Raw genomic sequence first — 21,025 nt, forward strand, 5'->3', positions numbered from 1 at the left:
ATCCTTCACATATCTTTTAAATGAAAATAAGACACAGATAGAATTTGGTATCACTGATATATTTGGATTTTCTTAAATCTTTTCGAAGCTTCCTCCATTTGTAGTATGATGGAAGCAACCTGAAAACAAGGAGTGCAAATGCATGCGGGAACAGCCTAATATAAAAATTGCCACAGATGCTATTAAAGCATGGCAGCTCACAGCACACATCTATACCCTTATCTTTTTATTAATCACAATCGGAGCTATCGCCGTTTATATTATTTTCGATTTTCTGCCAATCTGGATTATTTTTATCATAGCTGGGCTTACTATTGTGGAATGGATTATTACAGCATGGATTATCCCCAAGCTGAGATGGCGCAGATGGCGTTATCAGGTTTATGATCAGGAAATATACATACAGCATGGGATACTCATTGTAACCCGAACTATTGTACCCATGATTCGTGTCCAGCATGTTGATACACAGCAAGGTCCTATCCTAAAGAAATATAAACTGGCAACTTTGGAAATATCCACTGCAGCAACTACCCATCAGATACCTGCTCTATCAGAAGAGGAAGCATCCGATTTACGTGATCAAATCTCTGAATTAGCAAGGGTGGAACAAGATGATGTCTAATCCGAAACGGCTGCATCCTGCTGCAATCCTATTTGATATTATCCGGGCCTTGAAACAATCAATTCTTGGTATTTTGCCAATTGCTATTATTGTCATCAGCAATGGCGCTTCATTTTACCTGATGATTGGTGCAGCGGTTATTATTGTATTAATTATTTTATCCAGTGTTTTATCATGGCTTCGTTTCACCTATCAATTAGAGGAAGACCAATTACGTATCGAGCGGGGCATTATCGTCCGTAAAAAGCGTACTATATCCAAGCATCGTATTCAGTCTATCGATTTATCACAGAATGTTATTCATCGAATCTTCGGTTTAACAAAGGTCGCTATTGAAACAGCTGGTAATGATTCGTCTACAGATGCTGCATTATCCGCTGTCAGTATGGAAGAGGGACGCAGGCTTCATGATGAGTTAAAATATAAAAAACAAGTTTCAGAGGCAGGATCTCCAGAAGTACCAGAAGAAGCTGATATAGAACGGACAGAACTCGATGAGTCCAGCCTTCTTAAGAGAACCATTGCGCTTAAAGCGCTTATTATTACCGGTTCCACTTCAGCAAGCTTTGGAATTTTAATTGGATTATTCGGTGCCGCCTTCTCTCAGGTGGAAGCATTAATCCCTGATCAGTTTTATAATGATGCCGTGCGCCTGGCTCTGTCACTTGGCATGCAAATTATGATTATTTTTGCAATCATCGTTATTTTATTTTTATGGATATTGAGCATTCTCTATACGGTGATTAAGGATTGGAATTTCACCATTACACGTTATGAAAAAGAATTGTTTATTACACGGGGCTTATTAGAAAAGAAACAAACAACTATTCCGCTGAAACGAATACAAGCTGTCGGAATAAAAGAATCCCCTATTCACCAATTATTTGGTTTTGCAAGAATTTATGTTGAGATTGCCAGTGCAAACACAGATAATAGTCAGGAAGTGAATACGGTTATTTTTCCGTTACTGCGTAAAAAAGAATTTACATCTTTTTTATCTGAATTTTTACCGGAGTACAATTACAGCTCGGAGAATTTGATTCATCCTCCGAAAAAAGCATTACCTTACTATTTGTGGCGCTCTATCAATATTCCATTATTAGCCGTTATTATCACAGGAATCTTCTTTTCATCCTATATTTGGATACCTGTTATTATCATGCTGGTCTTTGGAGTTATGGGCTTTGCCGTGTTTCAATCCATCGGCTATGCTATTGATGCACAACAGATAACCGTTCAGACACGTATAATTAGCAAGGATACTGCTATTATTCCGCATCGCAGAATCCAAGCTTTACAGCAAAAACAGCATCTGCTTCACCGAAAGCAGTCTCTGGCTACACTTGATATGGCTATTTTAAATAAAGGCAGTGGCCGGCATTTTGTGATCAAGGAGCTTCGTACAACGGACAGTGATTACATTGCCGACTGGTATTCCTATCAGGAGAAAACTTCCTCTGACATAAACCATTAGAAAGCAGAATGGGAGAGATATGACCCATTAATGGTACTTGGTGAGAGGTGATATAGAAAAAAGAATCTTTCATCTAATTATGGCATCATAAAAACTCTGATTAAATATAGCGTAAAAGCCATTTAATCAGAGTTTTTATATGTTTACTTTATATTGGAACTCTTTCAGTAGATGTAAGCTTTTTAGTTACCACTTCATTTGAAAGTAATCGCCCCCTAGGGTTATAAGTTTTTACTCGGATTTTATAATTTTTAGTTACTTTGTATTCCTTAAACTTTTTACTAGAGGAGCTAACCGTCTTACCACCAAATGAAATGTTAATACCTTTATACTTAAATTCAAGTTTCATAGATAGAGTTGTGCTTCTTGAAAGTGTGACTGTGCCTGTATATTTTCTTGAAATTAATGTTTGAGAAACTATGCTACTCTTATATTGATTACATGAAGCACATGCTATGCTAGGGCCTTCATTAATTTCATTTTATTGGACGCTTTCATCAATCACCTCAATTTCATAAGTATTCTGATTGCTTTCTTCAGCGGAAACGTTTGTTGAAAAGCTAATTAATAAAATAATTGAAAGTAACAAGATTGAAAGATTAAGTATTGTAATTTTATTATATATTGTATTCACCTCCTTTTGAGTAATATGTAAAATATACAAAATCCGTAATCAAATAATACCATATATAATTATATATATTAATTTTATGAACAAAAAGAACTATATACTAGTAGAATAACTTACTAAATGGAGGTATAATAGCTTCATGTTTATTTTTAATATATTGAAAGCGATGAAGCTGCTTATGGAAAAAACACAAAAGCGGAATCTTATTTTTTGTACTTCGCTATTCACTATCATTGTTTTCCTATTTATTATTTTTCAAGCTTTATTTAATTCTATTATCCTCGATTATATTGGGGATTCAGTCGTCATCGGTTTTTTCTTTATCATTATATTCTTATCATTAAAACAAAGCCGTGCTTTCTTTTCTGAGAAACTGACATTTGATTTTTTTCGAAGTATAAAAAATTATATTTATGTCTTTGTGGGTTATTTACTCGTAGTTGTTTCGTCGGGGGGCAGTTTCATATCTTCCTGTCAACAGTCAGGATTATGAGGTAGAAATCGTACAGATCACTTCTATACCGATTATCATCTTGTTTATAATAGCAACTGGTATATTTGTTCCCGTTTGGGAAGAGTTATTCATGAAAAGAGTCATTTTGGATTTTTCACGCATTTATCTTCCGTTTTGGCTGGGAATGATGATTACTTCACTAATTTTTGCTTTAATGCATAATGTTCCTCTGCCGCAGAGACTTTTTATATTTATGGTAAGTATTATCACATGCTTCGTTTATAAAAAAACAGACGCATTATATGGTCCAATTCTAATTCATATTTTATGGAATTTTACAAGTTTGGTATAAAGGATAAAATAGAAATCTAATACAAATGATAAGATAAATCCTACTATCTAGATGCAAATATATTTATCATGGAGAACTGTCCGTGAAACTTTCGCCTCATAATAAAGCGTAAAAATAAATTTATCGAAGTGTAACTGGCCAGGAATGTAACTGCGATTACTCGCTCCACTGGAAACATTTGTGCGTCAAAAACTCCCTCTGAATGAAGTTTCGTTTTATACTTCCTTATCTGCCTAAAAAACCAGTTAAAATCGACTGTTTCGATTTTAACTGGTTTTTTAATATAATATAGCCTTATTTCTCTGTCCGATAGACTGTTCCAAAAGTTTCTGCCAGCTGTTTAGACTGCTTTCTTCGCTCTGCACGGCGATTGGCACGAAGCGGAGCACTTTCATGAAGCATTTTTTCATCTTCTGTTTTTGGATAAACAGGAGGTACTTCTATTGGTTTCCCATTTTCATCGATGGCAACAAATGTCATAAAGGCCGTTGTACAAACCGTTCTCTCTCCCGTCCGGATGTCTTCTGTAATTGCCCGTATAAACACCTCCATCGAAGTATGATGTGTCCAGGTTACAAAAGCTTCAATCGAAATATATTGTCCAACTCTTACAGGTGCTAGAAAATCCACAGAATCCGTAGATGCTGTTACAACGGGATTATTTGCATGCTTTACTGCTGCAATTGCAGCAATGTCATCAAGATGCGCCATTAATTTCCCGCCAAATAAGGTTCCATATTGATTTGTATCGGGTGGTAATACATGTGTTGTTTTTAAAGCCAAAGATGCTGAACAAGGTTTTGCATTCATCTTTTATTTCCTCCTGCTGTGTTTATTTATTAATGTTTTTATTGCACTTTCGCAACTTTACGTTTATAAAACTGGTGAAATTAAACGTGAGACGGATTCCTTAAAACGGATCCCGATAGAACGTTTATCATATAACTTTTTCGTCATTTGTGTAGAATGCCTTAAATCTTTATCGAACTCGACAATCAACCGTTTGACAACTTCAATATCGTATAAGAAGGCATTAACTTCAAAGTTGAGACGGAAGCTTCTTACATCAATATTTGCCGTACCGACCGTAGCTATTTTCCCATCGACAATTACTGTTTTGGCATGTAAAAATCCATTCTGGTAAATAAAAATCTCTGCGCCGGCACCAAGTAAATCTCCACAATAGTACATGGTCGCCCAGTAGACAAAGGGATGATCGGGCTTATTCGGAATCATAATCTTCACATCCACTCCGGACAACACAGCGATACGAATTGCATCACGCAGACTTTCATCCGGGATAAAATACGGCGTCTGGATATAGATATACTTTTCTGCTTCCATAATCATTTTAATATATCCATTTTTAATTTGCTCATACTCCGAATCTGGACCGCTTGAAACAATCTGCATACCTGTGTTGCCTCCACAGATCGTTTGAAAATGTTCCTCTTCATAGGAAATCCTCTGCTTGGAAGCTTGGTTCCAGTCTAATACAAAGCGGGTCTGCATACTTTGAACGGCATCTCCAACCACCCTCAGATGCGTATCACGCCAATATCCGAATTTCTTCTTTAACCCCAAATATTCATCTCCGACATTAAAACCGCCAATATAGCCAATCTCTCCATCAATAATGGTTAATTTTCGGTGGTTCCGGTAATTAATTTTAAAATTAATTACAAATTTGGATGGGAAGAACGCTTCAACTAAAACGCCCGCCTCCCTCAATTTCTTTATGTAGCTTTTCTTGAGTGATCTGGAGCCCATATCGTCATATAAAAGTCTGACACATACTCCTTCTTTTGCTTTTCTAATTAATGCATTAGCAAGTCTGCTTCCCAATCCATCGCTCCGCATAATATAGTATTGTACATGAACATGGTGTCTTGCCCGGCTGATGTCTTCCAAAAGCGCTTCAAATTTTTCATGACCGTCTGTAAGAATATCTACTCCATTGTTTTCTGTATAAACAGCATTATCATTACGAAGATGAAGATAGACCAAATCCTGATGGCTTTTTAAGTCTTCATGATTTAATTGGAAGGTGTCATCCTCAATGGCATTAATTTGTTTTTGTACAGCCTTTTTCACATCCATCCGGCTCCGCTGATCCCATTTGAATATACGGCGATTGCTGATAGGTCGTCCAAAAATTAAATAAAGAATAAATCCTAAAACAGGAATAAACAATAGTACCATTACCCAAGCCCAGGAAGAAGTTGGATCTTTCCGCTCCAAAAAAATAATGGATATAGCTAATGCAATATTTATAATAAAAATTAATCCAATAACTATTGAGTAAACACCCATATATCCTGCTCCTATCACTTCATCTCCAACAAAAAGGGAGTTCTGCTCTTATAATAGCACAAAATAAAATTTCGTTCAGTGAAAGCCCCTTTTCTCCCATTTAATTGGAATTGTAAGTACGCTTTCTCAAAAAAAAGTTGTCAGCTTGAATCAGGAGAATACCCTCTTCTGTACCCTCCTGCCTTAATGGAATTATTTTCCTGATTATCCAAAAGCGTCAGAGGATAGCTTCTGGTAATTCCTCAGTTGTCACTATTCCCCAAAAACTAACAGATTATTTTAGCGATTCAAAGCTTGATCCAAGTCTTCCCAAATATCCTGCCACGCTTCTATTCCTACTGATAATCGTATCAAAGAGTCTGTGATTCCCATTTTCCGGCGTCGTTCATCAGGAATCACCGCATGTGTCATTGTAGCCGGGTGCTGAATCAATGTTTCTGTATCGCCAAGACTTACTGCAATGCTGATAAACTGCAGTTTATTAAGAAAGCCCTGTGCTTCTTCCTTCCCTCCATCAATCTCAAAAGAAAGAGTTCCTCCTCCCGATTTCATTTGCTTCCTCATAACAGAATATCCCAATGCATCCGGGTCACCCGGATAAAATACCCGCTTAACCTTTGGGTGCTGTTTCAGCTTTTCTGCAATTTCTAAGGCATTATCAGAATGCCTATCCATTCGAAGCGGTAATGTCTTTAACCCGCGAATAACCAGCCAGGCGTCGAATGGTGACAGCACACCGCCAATATCCTTTTGCGTGGTTGCTGCAATTTGCTCCATTAATTCTTTTTTCCCAGCTGCTAACCCTGCAATTACATCACCATGCCCGCTTAAATATTTCGTAGCACTATGCACAACAACATCTGCTCCTAATTCTATCGGACGCTGTAAATACGGTGTGGAGAATGTATTATCTACCACGACGAGAACATTATGCTTCCTGGCAAGATTTATTACAAGCTCCAAATCAATTACTTCCATTGTCGGATTAATCGGTGTTTCAATATAAAAAACCTTTGTCTCCGGCTTGATTTTAACTTCTATATTTTTTACGTCAGACATGTCTACATAGTCTGTTTGGATATTATACTTTTCATCCATCATAGACAGTAAACCAAAAGTGCATCCATATAATCCAGACGAGCAGATAATATGGTCATTTGCTTTAGTGAGAGCGATTAAAACTGCTGAAATTGCAGCCATCCCCGAAGAAAATGCCAGCCCTTTCTCCGCCTTTTCAAGTGCTGCCAGTTTTTGTTCCAGCACCTGCACAGTCGGATTGCCGATACGCGAATAAACATGTCCCTCTTCTTCTCCGGCAAATCGTGCCGCTCCCTGTTCCGCTGTATCAAAAGTAAATGTAGAGGTTTGAAAAATTGGCGGTGTTAAGCTGCCGAGCAGTTCTTTTGAATCATACCCCTCATGAATTATTGCTGTTTCCATATGTTTAAACTTTTTACTCATTTATTCTCTCTCCCATCCTTTATATAGATGATAAATTCTGATGAGTCTATACACTTATAATAAAGTATTCCTGTTCTGTTGGAAATGTTTCAGGTTCATAAATTTACCTGACTTTATTGAACAGAGGTGTTCTTGTTATGAAAATAAGTATTAACTTATTTAAAAAAGCCATTGATTCCTTCCTGATAAAGTTTTACTATTAGATTTAGTTTGATTTTTTCAGAAGGTAGGAATAAAAGATGGAAAATAAACCTTTACAGCAAGGGGCGATTATTACCTTTGTTGCTTATTTATTATGGGGGATATTCCCAATATATTGGAAGTTTCTCGATAATGTCCCTGCCGGTGAAGTACTTGCTCACCGGATTGTGTGGAGCCTGGTATTTATGATTTTCTTAGTACTTGCTACTGGCAACTGGCGGCATTTAATGGAAACAGTACAGCTGTTGAAAAAGGATAGAAAGAAAGCACTTGCTATTATTACAGCTTCTATTGTAATATCCATCAACTGGTTCTTGTTTATTTTTTCTGTACAGCACGGGCATGTGCTGCAGGCCAGCTTAGGATATTATATCAATCCTCTGATCAGTATTTTATTGGCGGTCTTTGTATTGAAGGAAAAGACAACCAAAGGACAAGTTCTGTCCTTTATTCTCGCTGGTATCGGTGTACTTTATTTAACTTTAAGCTATGGCGTGTTTCCCTGGATTTCTCTATTATTAGCGATGAGTTTTGGTTTTTACGGACTCATTAAAAAGACAATAAACCTCCATGCTATGTATGGACTTACTATTGAAACACTGGTCGTTGCACCGATTGCATTATTATACTTGATATTTATTCCATCAGAAGGGTCATTTACTTTTTCTCCCCTGTTTGCATCAGATAATCTATTATTAATTGGGGGCGGTATCGTAACTGCAGTTCCTTTACTGCTATTTGCAGCGGGGGCCAAACGGATTCCATTAGCAATGGTCGGATTTTTGCAATATGTTGCACCGACGATTATGTTCTTCTTGGGTGTGTTCTTATATAATGAAACATTTACGGTACATCATATGATTACATTTGCCCTTATTTGGATAGCTCTTATTATCTATATGGCAAGTATTTATCGGGATGCACCGCGTGCAAGAAACAAAGCTAAAAATGAAAAAGCTTAATGAAAGGGTATTTTAAACCGGACGAAGAAAAGATCCTTTTATAGGTATAAAGATTTAATTATCCGAAATAAGCTTAACTAATGTGTTCATAGCTATCCAAAGCAACAGGGAATGAAAACTCCACTATTAGTTGCATACCAAATTTATAAAGCTGCTCCGATTAATTATATTGGGGCAGTTTTGTTATTTATTGCTGTTTTTCTTTTCATTTAATACAGGAAAATACTATTTTAGCCTACCCTTAATCCAGAATGCACCTTTCCGAAAGAATCCAGCTATTAAATCCAAATGAAGAATATATCTTATAGTAACGATAACCATTCTCCTTGATATAATTATTTAAAATAATCAGTACTTTTATAACATATAGACCATCAATAATATTTTTCCTTCTCTAACAATTCTTTATTCTCTATAGTAAATAAATCGGTTCTCTCTTCGACTATATCTAAAAGGATGCTATCAGGCAGTTGCGTTTCAAAATGAAAGGCTAAAAAATTTTCAAATAAAATATTCAACTGCTTCTCTTGCACAGTTATTACCTGCATTTCCATTTATGAATTCTCAAAATCTATTTGATAGTTCAAAATTTTACTCATCAGTAATCCCCTTCCATCCTTTTTTTAAATGAAACTTTATTAATTCATAGTAAACTACTTGACATTTAATCTCTATAATTATATACTCTCTAGTAATTTCTAAATATTTAGCATAATCTCTTATCAAGAGCGGCGGAGGGAATAGGCCCTGTGAAGCCCGGCAACCTGAACAAAAACTGGTGCCAAATCCTACAGATTAATCTGAAAGATAAGAGAGAGTTCCAAGTCGATGACAAGAGCTCTCTTCTTTTAAGAAGAGGGTTCTTTTTAGTAACAGAGGATATATCTAAAAGGGAGGAAATAAAATGTCAAAACATTCAATCCAGCAGGACGAGACAATTTTATTACATGGAGGCCAGGTTCCTGATCCAACAACCGGGTCCCGGGCAGTGCCTATCTATCAAACTACTTCTTACGTATTCCGGGACACGGAGCATGCACAGAATTTATTCGGGCTGGCAGAGCCGGGAAATATATACACACGAATTATGAATCCAACTGTAGATACATTTGAACAGCGGATTGCCCAATTAGAAGATGGTGTTGGAGCTTTAGGAGTAGCATCGGGGATGGCAGCCATTACCATGGCAATTCTCAATATTACACGTGCCGGTGATGAAATTATTGCAGACAGCAATCTATATGGCGGGACGTATAATTTATTTGCCAACACACTCCCCCGCTATGGCATCAATGTAAAATTTGTAGATGGAACAGATCCTGAAGCAATTGAAGCTGCGATTACAGATAAAACAAAAGCAATCTTTGGTGAAATCATTACTAACCCGAGCCTATATGTTTTTGATATAGAAACCGTTGCGGACATTGCCCATAATCATGGTATTCCTTTAATTATTGATAATACTTTCGCTACACCTTATGTTGCAAAACCATTAACATGGGGTGCGGATATTGTTGTGCATTCTGCAACGAAATGGATTGGCGGACATGGTACAACTATTGGCGGTATTGTGGTTGACAGTGGCAGATTTGATTGGAACAACGAGAAATTCCCAGATTTTATCGAGCCGGATGCAAGCTATAATGGCTTAAAATATGCTGACTTAGGACCGGCTGCTTTTATAACAAAGCTGCGTGTCCAATTATTACGTGACATCGGACCTGCTCTAAGCCCGCAAAATGCCTTTTTATTACTTCAAGGATTGGAAACCTTACATTTACGTATCAAAAGGCATAGTGAAAATGCAGAAAAGCTGGCAGCCTATCTGGAAAAACATCCTGCTGTAGAATGGGTCAACTACCCCGGGCTGGCATCACACCCATCTCATCAGCTTGCCGGGAAGTATTTAAATGGCGGTTTTGGTTCTGTTATTACCTTTGGCATTGAAGGAGGCCGGGATGCAGGCCGTATCTTGATTGATAATGTGGAACTCTGGTCTCACGTTGCCAACGTCGGCGATGCAAAATCACTTATTATTCACCCTGCTTCTACGACCCATCAGCAATTAACAGATGAGGACTTGGCAAAAAGTGGTACTACAGAAGAATTGATTCGTCTATCCGTCGGTCTGGAAGCATTTGATGATATTGTAGCTGATCTGGAACAGGCAATAGATAAAGCGACCGGAAAATCGCATGGCAGTCAGAAATCTGCGGAAGAAATAGCAGTGAAAAACTTACTGCAATCTCCATTTGACCGCAGTGAAGGTGTCCGTAAAAAACGCATTGTAGCTGTCGGCATCGCGGATGACGATATTGCGCCTCTTTATAAATTAGGCTATGAGGTTATTCCCACAACAGATATAGATGAGGTAACAACAGATATACTATCCGGGGCTGATGCAATTTGGCTGCAGGAAGGTAAGCCGGCACCAGAAGAAAATGCAGCTTATCAGGGAACTATTTTGTTCACAGACACAAGCTCTGAAGTAACATCTGAAGTATTTATTCTTTCAAATATTCAGCCGGCACAGTTTGCTCTGGAATTACGCAGCTTCAGAAATTAGTTAAAATAATTATACAGTATCCGCCTTTCTTCTATTAGAACATTTGATGTTTTATCGTGAAGAAAGACGGGTACTTTTATGTTATAATGAGGTTTAGTCACGTCTTCTACATAAAATTAGAAGGCGTTTTTCATTTAAACCTGTTTATTATTTATAATCCTTGATTAAAATAGGAATATAAATAAAAACATCTACTCTACCAAATTATTTTACAAATACGTACACATCAAATAAACTTTTTACATGTATGTTCAAAAATCAGCTGATAAGGGCTGCTCGATTACGTACTGGGGATGAAACCGGACTAGGCTTCGGTTACTTGTCCTGTGGGGATAGCAAGCTGACAGACTTCTCCGTCTTGTGGTAACCCTGTGTTGCCTGTAACAATACAGGCTATCTAAGCAAAAGCTCCTTCCCCTGCCATTTTTTATTGGACTTTTTGAACATTTTCTTTACGTATTATTAAGTAATTTTATTTGTTCCAACATAAACTAGAAGAAAAGAACACGTAGGTGTAATCATGAAAATGACCAAAAAAAGATGGCTTATTCTCATTAGCTCCATTCTTATTATCATTATAGCTGTTTTTTCGATTTTACAGCTGCCATATTTTCAATTAAGCTCTGAACAACGGGAAAGAGAAGAAGCTCTTAGAGAACAAATCACGTCTGAACCAGCAGAAAATGGCGAAGAAGATACAGAAGACGACAGCGAGGAAGTTATGGGAAACGCGGACGAACAAGAAAATGAGGAAATAGCTGTCGATGAGCCTTTTGAAAATACATTCGAATTTGCTTCTGAGGAAAATGTGGATATCGTTGCTCTTGGTGATTCACTGACCCAGGGTGTAGGAGACGATACAAATCAGGGGGGCTATGTCGGGATATTAGACAGAACACTTCAGGCACTTGATACAAATGTCCATTTTGATAACTTTGGAAAACGTGGAAACCGCTCCGATCAGCTGCTCACCCGTCTGGAGGAAGAGCCTGAATTAACGGATGCTTTAGAAGAAGCAGATATTATTATCATTACCATCGGTGCTAATGATATTATGCAAGTGTTAAAGGAAAATATTATGGACTTGGAGATCAGCTACTTTAACGAGGAACAGGCTTTCTACGAAGATCGTCTCAGCGAAATATTTGATAAGCTTCGTTCCATTAATGCGGATGCCTCTATTTATCTATTAGGTATTTTTAATCCTTTTACAAATTATTTTGAGGACATTCCAGAATTGGACCAGATTGTCGCTGATTGGAATACTATAGGAAGAGAGACAGTCAATCAATACGAAGGCAGCACCTTTGTACCAATTGATGATTTATTTGAAGACGAGACTGCAAATTTATTTTCAGACGATAATTTCCACCCTAATTATGATGGATATTATCTAATGGCTGAACGTATTCTGGAATATTTTAATTAAGTTGGGATGAAAACATAATGAGAGTAAAGAATAGACAAATAAAAATAAATAATAAATGGAAAGCCGGTTTTCTCGGTCTTCTTATCTTTAATGCAGCTATCTTACTCCTTTTGCTGGCGCTTATTTTTTGGCCGGTTTCTAAAAATGAGTTCCCGCAAAATTCTGTAATAGACGAGCAGGAAAGCTCTGAGTTTTACATTCAGACAACAAAGCAAAACTTAAATAATTTAATCAATGCTTATATTGAGAAATTACTTGAGGGGACGGATCACCATTACCGTATTTTTCTTGAGGATGATGTGCATCTGATGGGTGAATTGCCTGTCTTCTCTTCCACAGTTCCTCTTTCTGTCCGTTTTGAACCGATTGAGCAGACAAACGGTGATCTGGTTTTACAACTGAAGTCTATCTCTGTTGGACTTTTAGAACTGCCAAACAAAAAAATTATGGAATACATGGATAAATTTTTACCAATGCCTGAATGGGTAACGATAGACCCGGACAGCCAGGAAATTTATGTAGCTGTTACAGATATGAATTTACAGGGCAATTTCGATGTAGCTGTACAGCATATGGATCTAGAAGCAAATAATATTACCATGAAGCTGGTCGTCCCTTATGAAACACTAGGCATTCAGGATTTCTCGAGAGAAGCAATGCAAAATCTATTTGAATAGAGTAAAGAACAAAGCACGGAGCCTCAACTTAAGAAGCTCCGTGCTTTGTAAAATAATATTTTAGCAGATTCAGTACTTCCTTATTACGGGAAAAGTAAAGGAAGTACAAATGCCCGGGTTCTTTAAGATTTTTTATCTCAACACCTATAAATTAGAAATATAAGATAATGATGGCTGCTCTGTTGAAGATAAAGAATCCTTATCTTGATAATGTAACAATGTTCCTTCATAAACAAGCTTCAAATCTGGAGCAGTTCGAATATCCTCCGGAGTTGTAAAGTAAGGGTCTTTTGTTAATGAAAGACTCGTTACACCCTGTAAAATAGTTGCCACAAACTGTGAACAGAAAAAGGCTGTCTGACGTGTAATTTTTATTTTCATCATGACTCCAAATAACCCAATAAAATTATAACGATATTTATCTTTGTCAATCTCTATATTTTGAATAAAGGATTTAATATATTCATATTCATTTTCGGTCACTTTAAGCTCATAAATTTCACACATAGAGCTATTTAAGTATGGTGAAAAAATATCCTCTTTCACAAAGCCACCGATAAATGGATTATCAGGCTGTTTTCTCCCAAAGCTATAAACTTCTGTTAATTCTCTATCTAAAGCAATAGAAACATGGTTTAAAGGCTCCTGGGTATACAGATGAATCAATCGTGATAGATAGCTTCCTGTATCGGTAAACAGCAAATAAACCGTCTTGCTTTTCATCTACTTGTTCCCCCTCTTCGGACATACCCCTTTTTATTAATATATACAAAAGTATTTTAATATACAATAGCTGGTGCAAAAATTGATAAAAGTATACCTTATATGGTACACATTTCCTCTTAATAGATTTATTTCTATTTAAAAAAGGATATGAATAATGGTGATTCTTCTTATTCTGCTATACATTTATTTACGTATTAAATGACAAAAAGTTTCAATGGATTATCTAATTTGTCAATATTTTCATAGTTCATCTGCTTCATCAGATTTCTTTTCATTATTTTGAGCTGGCTGTCCATTTCATGATATATCTTTTTCATTGATTCCAGCTGATTAGATGCTTCCTCTGCTGTGATTTGCATTTTCTTCATGCGCTTTTTACAAGTCTTGTACGCTATTTGTGCAAAATGATATACCTCTTTTTCTGAATCCTGTTCAGCAGCCTTCATTTGCATAAATTGAACCTCTGCATTTTTCTGTGCATTTATATACTCCTGCCGGCATATTTTTTCCAGCTTATATTGCATATGCATTAACTTTCTCGTTTCTTCTTTTTCCTGTTCACTTTTTCTGATGTAATAAACTGCCGCAGCAAAACGCTTCCTTAGCTCGTTCTTATTTATCAGTATATGAAAATTATCTGAAATAGCACCCGTGTGTTGCAAAATTTTTGCACCCATTTGTACTCCTCCTCTTCTTAAGCTGTGGTGAAGAATATAAATAATGAAGCCCAACTTTCTTCCTCTTTAATTTTTAAGTTATTTTTATTTTAGCGGTTATCTTATCCATCCGTAATAACCCAGCGTCATATTTTCAACTAAGCCTTCAGGTCTATATCTTTATAGAGCTGGAAAATGAGATACTTTCATAGATATAGCGGTCTTATCTTGCATTGTTTCCGTAAATAACGTAAGCTTATTTTGATAATGATTTAATGGAGGCAATTAATAAAATGTTAACAGTAACTAATGTTAGTTTACGATATGGCGACAAGAAGCTTTTTGAAGATGTAAATTTAAAATTCACGCCTGGAAATTGCTACGGTGTTATTGGGGCAAATGGAGCCGGAAAATCAACTTTCCTGAAAATTCTTTCTGGTGAAATTGAACCGCAATCTGGGAATGTATCTCTGACACCGGGACAGCGTCTGACTGTTTTAAAGCAAGATCACTATGCTTATGAAGAGCATCCCGTGCTGGAAACTGTATTAATGGGTCATGAGCGTTTATACAAAGTCAAACAGGAAAAAGATGCTATTTATATGAAAGCAGATTTCAGCGAAGAGGACGGCATCCGTGCCGCTGAGCTGGAAGGTGAATTTGCAGAAATGAACGGATGGGAAGCAGAATCTGATGCGGCCGTGCTTCTTAAAGGTCTTGGTGTAGAAGAATCTGTTCATGATTTAAAAATGGCTGAAATCCCTGAGGAACAAAAGGTAAAAGTACTACTTGCACAAGCCTTATTCGGGAATCCCGATATTCTTCTTCTCGACGAGCCTACAAATGGATTGGATATTCAAGCAATCCAATGGCTGGAAGAATTTCTTATTCAATTCGAAAATACTGTTATCGTAGTATCCCACGACCGTCACTTTTTAAATAAAGTATGTACGCAAATTGCGGATGTCGATTTCGGAAAAATTCAGCTCTATGTCGGGAACTATGATTTCTGGTATGAATCAAGCCAGCTTGCTTCCCGTATGGCACAAGAGTCTAATAAGAAAAAAGAAGAAAAAATCAACGAGCTGAAAGAATTTATCGCACGTTTCAGCGCGAATGCTTCGAAGTCCAAGCAGGCTACCTCCCGTAAAAAAATGCTGGATAATATTACATTGGACGATATTAAACCATCCTCCAGAAAATATCCATACATTGCCTTTACACCAGAGCGTGAAATTGGAAATGATTTATTACAGGTGAAGGACCTGTCTAAAACAATTAACGGGGTAAAAGTATTAGATAAAGTGAATTTTATTTTAAATCCAAATGATAAAGTGGCATTGGTCGGAAGAGATGACATTGCCAACACAACTTTGCTGCAAATTATTTCTGGTGAATTGGAGCCGGATGAAGGTTCCTATAAATGGGGTATTACAACATCCCAGTCTTATTTTCCAAAAGATAATTCTGAGTTCTTTGATGGATCTGATCTAACGCTGGTAGATTGGCTCCGCCAGTATTCTCCTGAGGATGAAACAGAAACATTCCTGCGTGGTTTCTTAGGAAGAATGCTATTTTCCGGAGAAGAAGCGAAGAAAAAAGCAAATGTACTCTCCGGGGGAGAAAAGGTCCGCTGTATGCTGTCTAAAATGATGCTTTCCAAATCAAATGTACTTATTTTAGATGAGCCTACGAACCATCTTGATCTTGAATCTATTCAAGCCTTAAATAATGGTCTTGTTAAATTCAAAGGATCCATTGTCTTTACATCACATGATCATGAATTTATCAACAGTATCGCTAACCGTATTATGGAAATTACTCCGAATGGTATTATCGATAAGGAAATGTCTTATGATGAATACGTTCAGGATAAAAAGCTGCAAAAGCAAGTGAAGGAAATGTATACAACTGCATAATGTTATGAAGGAAACAGAGACTTTGATAAATGAGATTGATTTATCGGGGTCTTTTTTTCTTAAAATTGGAGCAATCATTTCTAAGCATAAACACAAGAAATATAAAATAATAAAAATAAAAACCTCTTATACTTTAATCCAGGAGGGAGATAAATGAATGAAGATATCCAGCTTATGGTTGATTGGCTAGAATACCGTCTGCAGTCAGCTTTTTCATTAGATGAACTGGCTGACTATATAGGTTATTCCCCTTATTATTGTTCTTTTAAGTTCCATCAGACCACTGGAATCAGCATTAGACGCTATACACTTCTTAGAAGGTTATATTTATCTACGGAAGATTTGAAAAATAACAGAAGGATTATTGATATTGCTTTTGACTATTACTACTCTTCCCAAGAGGCATAAAGCCGGGCGTTTAAAGCTGTTTTCGGTATTACCCCGAGACAATATCAGCTCCATAAGCATCCTGTTCAATCATTTATTAAACTCACTACTGATAAAGATGGGGGATGGTACAGAATGAATATTTCCAGAAAATTAGAGATTGAAAAGTTACAAAATGAGAATCGTGAACTCTTTGATCATAATGTGCTTCATATCTTAAACTTCCAAATACTGTACGAGGAATTTAAAGAAAATAAATTAATGGGAGAAGCTGATTATGCTTTATTCAATGAGGCGATGTGTGTACATCCTGTTACAGAGAAGGTTTTTGATAAACACTTTATTCATACACGTGCTGCCAGACATGGAGAATCTACTGAAAACTATATACAAAAAGTGATTCATCCATTGGATTATCTTTTTAATAAAGAACATAAATATATCGTTTTATGGTTTGGTGAAGATATGTTTTGTCAAATGAATCTCCTTACCCTGCTTGCTTTTCTTAAACAGACCGAATACCAGGGAAATGTATTTTTAAATAGCTTCAGAGAGGATGAATTCAAAGTTCAGCAAACAAAGCTTGAATTAAGTGAATATACCTCTGCCTACAAAAGATGTATTTATTCATCACAGAAAGACCTCTGTAAAGCAGTTTCCAGTCATGTACCAGGCAATTAATCTTTATCTGGATATGTCAGATGAAGATAATGAAGTAGTAAAATATATTTCTAAACACACTGACCTGCCGACATCTGAATTACTCCAAAGGCTATTTATCCGCTTCCCAACAATCGGATATGGAGATACGCAATATCTGGAGCTGATTAACAAAATATAACGATATTATTCTAAAGACTCAGCAATATTAATTAACGACTCTTTGTCGTATTTACCGTTAGCTCTTAAATATAATATATATTCTAATTTCTCCTGCTTATAAACAAGTTCAATTATAGGGGAAGAAATCTCTGATTTTATTTTTTCTATATAAACATCTTCTCCGCTTTTTAATTTGTAGTTGCTTTCTACATCCCGCGGTGATTCCGGATTAACGATAAATTGAAAATTATCTTTTTTATATTTTCCTTTATAATGGATATCTAAATTATTTTGTTCATCAATTTTGGCAAATTTATTTTTCACTTCAAAGGGCATTTCTTTAGGCAGCATTATCTTTGTATCAAATTTTTCTTCAAATATGTTTATAATTTTATTTATATCTTTTGAATATCCCATTGTCTTATAAACTTCTTCTTCAGTCATTGGTTTTTTAGATGTAAAATCATCTTCTTCAGCCAAAGTATTAATCGCAAAACAACTGAAAGAAATAATTGTAACGGCAATGATTAATACTATCTTTTTCATTGTGCACCTCCCTTTTTTATATTGGACTAACTATTATATTTTATACAGGATGAATACTGTACCGATTTATTAGAATTTGACCTCTATTTTAAGATTATCTAAAAAGACCATAAGAACCCCATCTTAATAAATGGATTTCTTATGGTCCTGAAATCTTCTGAATCAATTAATCTCCCGGATTTGACGGTGTCTTATATTTTAAGAGGACCTGCTACCTTTACTTTAACAAGCAATGCTTGTCCCGGTAAATAAGCTAACGGGAAGTCTTCTAATTGAATAATTTGAATCTGATCCGGATCTGCACCTGCTGCAACAGCATTTTTCACTGCTTCCGCTTTCGCATTCTCCATAATGGTTTCATAGCTTTCATTCTCCAGTAAATAAATTCGTTCCACTGTACCGCTGATATCACCAAGAGCTGCTCCAATTGCGTTCGCTACACCGGCATGAGCAGGACGGATTACTTTACTGGCTCCTTTGAGAGCTTCCGGCATAAGTGCTGCTCCTCCGCCGACTAAAACTACAGTTGCATCTTCACTATTGGTTTTCATCCGGTCAATCGCTTCTTCTACAACATGTGTCATTATTTCATAAATATCTTCAATAGGGAGGTCTTTGAATGAATCAATATTTGCCTCTCCAAAACGGACCTGGCCCTTGGCAATTGCAATATCGGTTGCAGTTAATGTCTCTCCGCCAAACGATTTTGCTTCTTCCATGAGACGATAGCCTACACTATCCGGACCAACTTTCCAGCCTTCATCTTTTTGATGTATTCTCGTTCCTCCGCCAAACCCAACAGAATAAATATCAGGCATCCGATAATTAGTGCGTACTCCTCCTACTTCAACGGCCAGGGAAGTTTGACGTGGAAAACTGTTAGCCAGAACACCGATATCCGTTGTCGTCCCGCCAATATCAACAACAATCGCATTTGGTTCATTGGTTAAATGAGCTGCGCCCCGAATAGAATTGGTAGGGCCACAGGCAATGGTATAAATCGGGTATTTCTGTGCATATTCATTCGTCATCAGTGTTCCGTCATTTTGTCCAAGAAAGATTTTTGCCTGAATTCCCTCTTGCCCCAGGGCTTGCTGGAAGCCTTCTGATACGTGGCGAATAGTACTCATTAACGCTGCGTTCAAAATCGTTGCGTTTTCCCGTTCAATTAAACCGACAGAGCCAATTTCACTTGAAATGGAAATTGGAATTTCAGGCATTGCTTTGCTTAAATATTCAGCAACATATTTTTCTTGTTTATTTTGAACTGGAGAAAATACACTTGTAATAGCGATGGAATCTACTTCTCCTTTTAGTTTCTCCACCACATTCTGTAATTCATTTTCTTCTAAAGCAGCAATTGGTTCCCCATTATATTCATAGCCACCATGAATTAAAAACATCACCGGGTCCAGCTGATCAACTAGATCCTGCGGCCAATCTAATAATGGTGTAACTGCTGACCCTGACGGCAGGCAAATGCGGATAATACCGACACGATTCAATCCTTTTCTTTCAACAATAGCATTGGTACAATGTGTTGTCCCGAGTGTTGCCACATCTATTTTTTCAGCGTCTAATTTTGATTCTTCCATCAGTTTATTTAAGGTTTGTTTAATACCGGAGAATATATCTTTTGTAGTAGTCGATTTAGTGCTTGCTAAAATTTCATTATCTGCACTAAGAATTACACCATCTGTATTTGTTCCACCTACATCGATTCCTAATCTGATCATTGGTCAGCCTCCTTTACCAGCGTTTCAAGCGGGACGTAATCATAGTCATACTTGAAGTATTTTGGTCCTGCTGTTTCAATGCCAATAGCTGTTCTCCATTTCTCATGAGCAGGAAAAGCAACAACTACAACGCGCGCGCCATATTTTAAACCTTCTGTGGTAATCGGCATTCCTGTTTCCTCATCCAGTACTGCGATTAAATCTGGTGTAATAGCTACAGGTTTCCCGTTTACCTCTGCCAGCAGATGTTCATTTTGGAAAAATAATTGGCAGGTACTTTCCTTATCCTCATCCGATCCTTCAAAAGTTGCCCTTCCACGTGTAAATCCACCTTGAATCTTCCGTTCAATTTGGATTGCTTTCCCTTTAAATAATTTATGTCCGTTCAGTTTCTCCAGCATTTGTACGATTGGATGAACTTTTGCTGTCCGTTCATTTGTCAATAGTGCACCAATCTGTTGTGCTAAGGTTAAGGTATCTGGAATAACACTCTCTTTGGCCTGTTTGCCACTGATTCCATAGTCACATACAATGGATGATCCTCCCATTACAATGGTAATCTGCCTTGATATTTTTTCACTCCAGATACCATCTGCCGGTTTAATAGAAACAACATTTGATTTTTCATCTCCCAGTGTAACCAGCTCCGGCTTTAACCCGTCTAAATGGAAGGTTACCATTTGTGCTTCTGGGAAAGCTCTTCCCATTGCATCCCCATCTAAAATAGGAATTCCTTTCATCGCCGCGACGGCAACGGGAATCAAGGAATTAACCCCGCCTATCTCAATAGGCATCACGACGTCGACTTTTTTGCCCACCGCCTCTTCATATGCTTCCAGTGGAGCTTTCAGCTGATCGAAGGAAGGAATTTTCTCGACTAACACACTTGGAGAACCCATTCCAGAAACAGGAAGAACAAAATGATCCTCCTCCAGCTCTTCTACTGTAATCATTTTTACTGGCCCATATTGTTTTATGGAAGATAAAGCCAGCATTTTTCCGATATAAGGATCTCCCCCGCCGCCAGTTCCTAACACAGCAGCTCCTGTTGCAATATGCTGAATATCTTCTTCATTTAACCATTTCAT

Annotated in this window: 17 protein-coding genes, 1 pseudogene and 1 riboswitch; of the genes and pseudogenes, 9 read left to right on the top strand and 9 right to left on the bottom strand. The window is 37.0% G+C overall.

What is annotated here, in order from left to right; translation table 11 throughout:
* The first annotated feature begins 142 nt into the window (after positions 1–142).
* From MHH51_RS20575 to MHH51_RS20585, 3 genes are all read left to right on the top strand, one after another.
* On the top strand, positions 143–625 hold the full coding sequence (locus MHH51_RS20575) for a PH domain-containing protein (protein WP_156985180.1): 483 nt from the start codon (positions 143–145) through the stop codon (positions 623–625).
* Entirely contained in the window at positions 618–2,099 is a 1,482-nt protein-coding gene (locus MHH51_RS20580) for a PH domain-containing protein (RefSeq protein ID WP_339283348.1), read from the top strand. Before MHH51_RS20575 ends, MHH51_RS20580 begins: the two co-directional genes overlap by 8 nt.
* A 1,164-nt stretch (positions 2,100–3,263) precedes the next feature.
* Positions 3,264–3,536 (top strand): CPBP family intramembrane glutamic endopeptidase, encoded by a 273-nt coding sequence (locus tag MHH51_RS20585; protein WP_339286333.1) that lies wholly within the window; start codon positions 3,264–3,266, stop codon positions 3,534–3,536.
* Between the two features lie 294 nt (positions 3,537–3,830).
* Here MHH51_RS20585 and MHH51_RS20590 read toward each other — a convergent pair whose 3' ends face one another.
* The 3 genes from MHH51_RS20590 to megL all read right to left on the bottom strand — a co-directional run bounded on the left by MHH51_RS20590 (position 3,831) and on the right by megL (position 7,310).
* On the bottom strand, positions 3,831–4,346 hold the full coding sequence (locus MHH51_RS20590; protein ID WP_147212322.1) for an acyl-CoA thioesterase: 516 nt from the start codon (positions 4,344–4,346) through the stop codon (positions 3,831–3,833).
* A 63-nt stretch (positions 4,347–4,409) separates the two neighbouring features.
* Positions 4,410–5,849: a cardiolipin synthase gene (gene cls, locus MHH51_RS20595; RefSeq protein ID WP_339283350.1), complete on the bottom strand. Its 1,440-nt coding sequence runs from the start codon at positions 5,847–5,849 to the stop codon at positions 4,410–4,412.
* Positions 5,850–6,128: 279 nt separating this feature from the next.
* Positions 6,129–7,310, bottom strand: a complete 1,182-nt coding sequence (gene megL / locus MHH51_RS20600) for a methionine gamma-lyase (protein WP_147212324.1) — start codon at positions 7,308–7,310, stop codon at positions 6,129–6,131.
* Positions 7,311–7,549: 239 nt separating this feature from the next.
* Between megL and rarD the strand changes: the two genes are divergently transcribed.
* Positions 7,550–8,473 carry an EamA family transporter RarD gene (gene rarD, locus MHH51_RS20605; RefSeq protein ID WP_147212325.1) on the top strand — a complete coding sequence of 308 codons (924 nt, stop codon included), beginning with the start codon at positions 7,550–7,552 and terminating at the stop codon, positions 8,471–8,473.
* 374 nt (positions 8,474–8,847) lie between these two features.
* On the opposite strand, the gene MHH51_RS20610 is transcribed toward rarD, so the two are convergent.
* A complete protein-coding gene (locus tag MHH51_RS20610) occupies positions 8,848–9,027 on the bottom strand; it encodes a hypothetical protein (RefSeq protein WP_246145259.1) in 180 nt (59 codons plus the stop codon).
* Positions 9,028–9,189: 162 nt separating this feature from the next.
* Positions 9,190–9,287, top strand: a riboswitch (SAM riboswitch).
* 90 nt (positions 9,288–9,377) lie between these two features.
* Here MHH51_RS20610 and MHH51_RS20615 point away from each other — a divergent pair.
* The 3 genes from MHH51_RS20615 (at position 9,378) to MHH51_RS20625 (ending at position 13,145) form a co-directional block, all read left to right on the top strand.
* Positions 9,378–11,039 carry an O-acetylhomoserine aminocarboxypropyltransferase/cysteine synthase family protein gene (locus MHH51_RS20615; RefSeq protein WP_339283354.1) on the top strand — a complete coding sequence of 554 codons (1,662 nt, stop codon included), beginning with the start codon at positions 9,378–9,380 and terminating at the stop codon, positions 11,037–11,039.
* A gap of 526 nt (positions 11,040–11,565) precedes the next feature.
* Positions 11,566–12,468 (top strand): SGNH/GDSL hydrolase family protein, encoded by a 903-nt coding sequence (locus MHH51_RS20620; RefSeq protein WP_339283356.1) that lies wholly within the window; start codon positions 11,566–11,568, stop codon positions 12,466–12,468.
* Between the two features lie 17 nt (positions 12,469–12,485).
* On the top strand, positions 12,486–13,145 hold the full coding sequence (locus MHH51_RS20625; RefSeq protein WP_147212328.1) for a YpmS family protein: 660 nt from the start codon (positions 12,486–12,488) through the stop codon (positions 13,143–13,145).
* 144 nt (positions 13,146–13,289) lie between these two features.
* Here MHH51_RS20625 and MHH51_RS20630 read toward each other — a convergent pair whose 3' ends face one another.
* On the bottom strand, positions 13,290–13,868 hold the full coding sequence (locus MHH51_RS20630) for a hypothetical protein (protein ID WP_186813722.1): 579 nt from the start codon (positions 13,866–13,868) through the stop codon (positions 13,290–13,292).
* Between the two features lie 197 nt (positions 13,869–14,065).
* Positions 14,066–14,548, bottom strand: a complete 483-nt coding sequence (locus MHH51_RS20635) for a hypothetical protein (protein ID WP_339283359.1) — start codon at positions 14,546–14,548, stop codon at positions 14,066–14,068.
* A 272-nt stretch (positions 14,549–14,820) separates the two neighbouring features.
* Here MHH51_RS20635 and MHH51_RS20640 point away from each other — a divergent pair, with 272 nt between their 5' ends.
* Both MHH51_RS20640 and MHH51_RS20645 read left to right on the top strand, forming a co-directional pair.
* Positions 14,821–16,446, top strand: a complete 1,626-nt coding sequence (locus tag MHH51_RS20640; RefSeq protein WP_147212330.1) for an ATP-binding cassette domain-containing protein — start codon at positions 14,821–14,823, stop codon at positions 16,444–16,446.
* A gap of 153 nt (positions 16,447–16,599) precedes the next feature.
* Positions 16,600–17,674 (top strand): annotated as a pseudogene (locus tag MHH51_RS20645) (helix-turn-helix transcriptional regulator).
* Positions 17,675–17,679: 5 nt separating this feature from the next.
* Here the strand turns inward: MHH51_RS20645 and MHH51_RS20650 are convergent.
* The 3 genes from MHH51_RS20650 to MHH51_RS20660 all read right to left on the bottom strand — a co-directional run bounded on the left by MHH51_RS20650 (position 17,680) and on the right by MHH51_RS20660 (position 21,025).
* Positions 17,680–18,201, bottom strand: a complete 522-nt coding sequence (locus MHH51_RS20650; RefSeq protein ID WP_339283362.1) for a hypothetical protein — start codon at positions 18,199–18,201, stop codon at positions 17,680–17,682.
* A 191-nt stretch (positions 18,202–18,392) separates the two neighbouring features.
* Positions 18,393–19,937 carry a hydantoinase/oxoprolinase family protein gene (locus tag MHH51_RS20655; protein WP_156985185.1) on the bottom strand — a complete coding sequence of 515 codons (1,545 nt, stop codon included), beginning with the start codon at positions 19,935–19,937 and terminating at the stop codon, positions 18,393–18,395.
* Positions 19,934–21,025, bottom strand: a complete 1,092-nt coding sequence (locus tag MHH51_RS20660) for a DUF917 domain-containing protein (RefSeq protein WP_339283365.1) — start codon at positions 21,023–21,025, stop codon at positions 19,934–19,936. The genes MHH51_RS20655 and MHH51_RS20660 overlap by 4 nt, the downstream gene beginning before the upstream one ends.

It is taken from the genome of Oceanobacillus sp. FSL K6-3682, assembly GCF_037976165.1.
GTDB lineage: Bacteria > Bacillota > Bacilli > Bacillales > Amphibacillaceae > Oceanobacillus > Oceanobacillus sojae.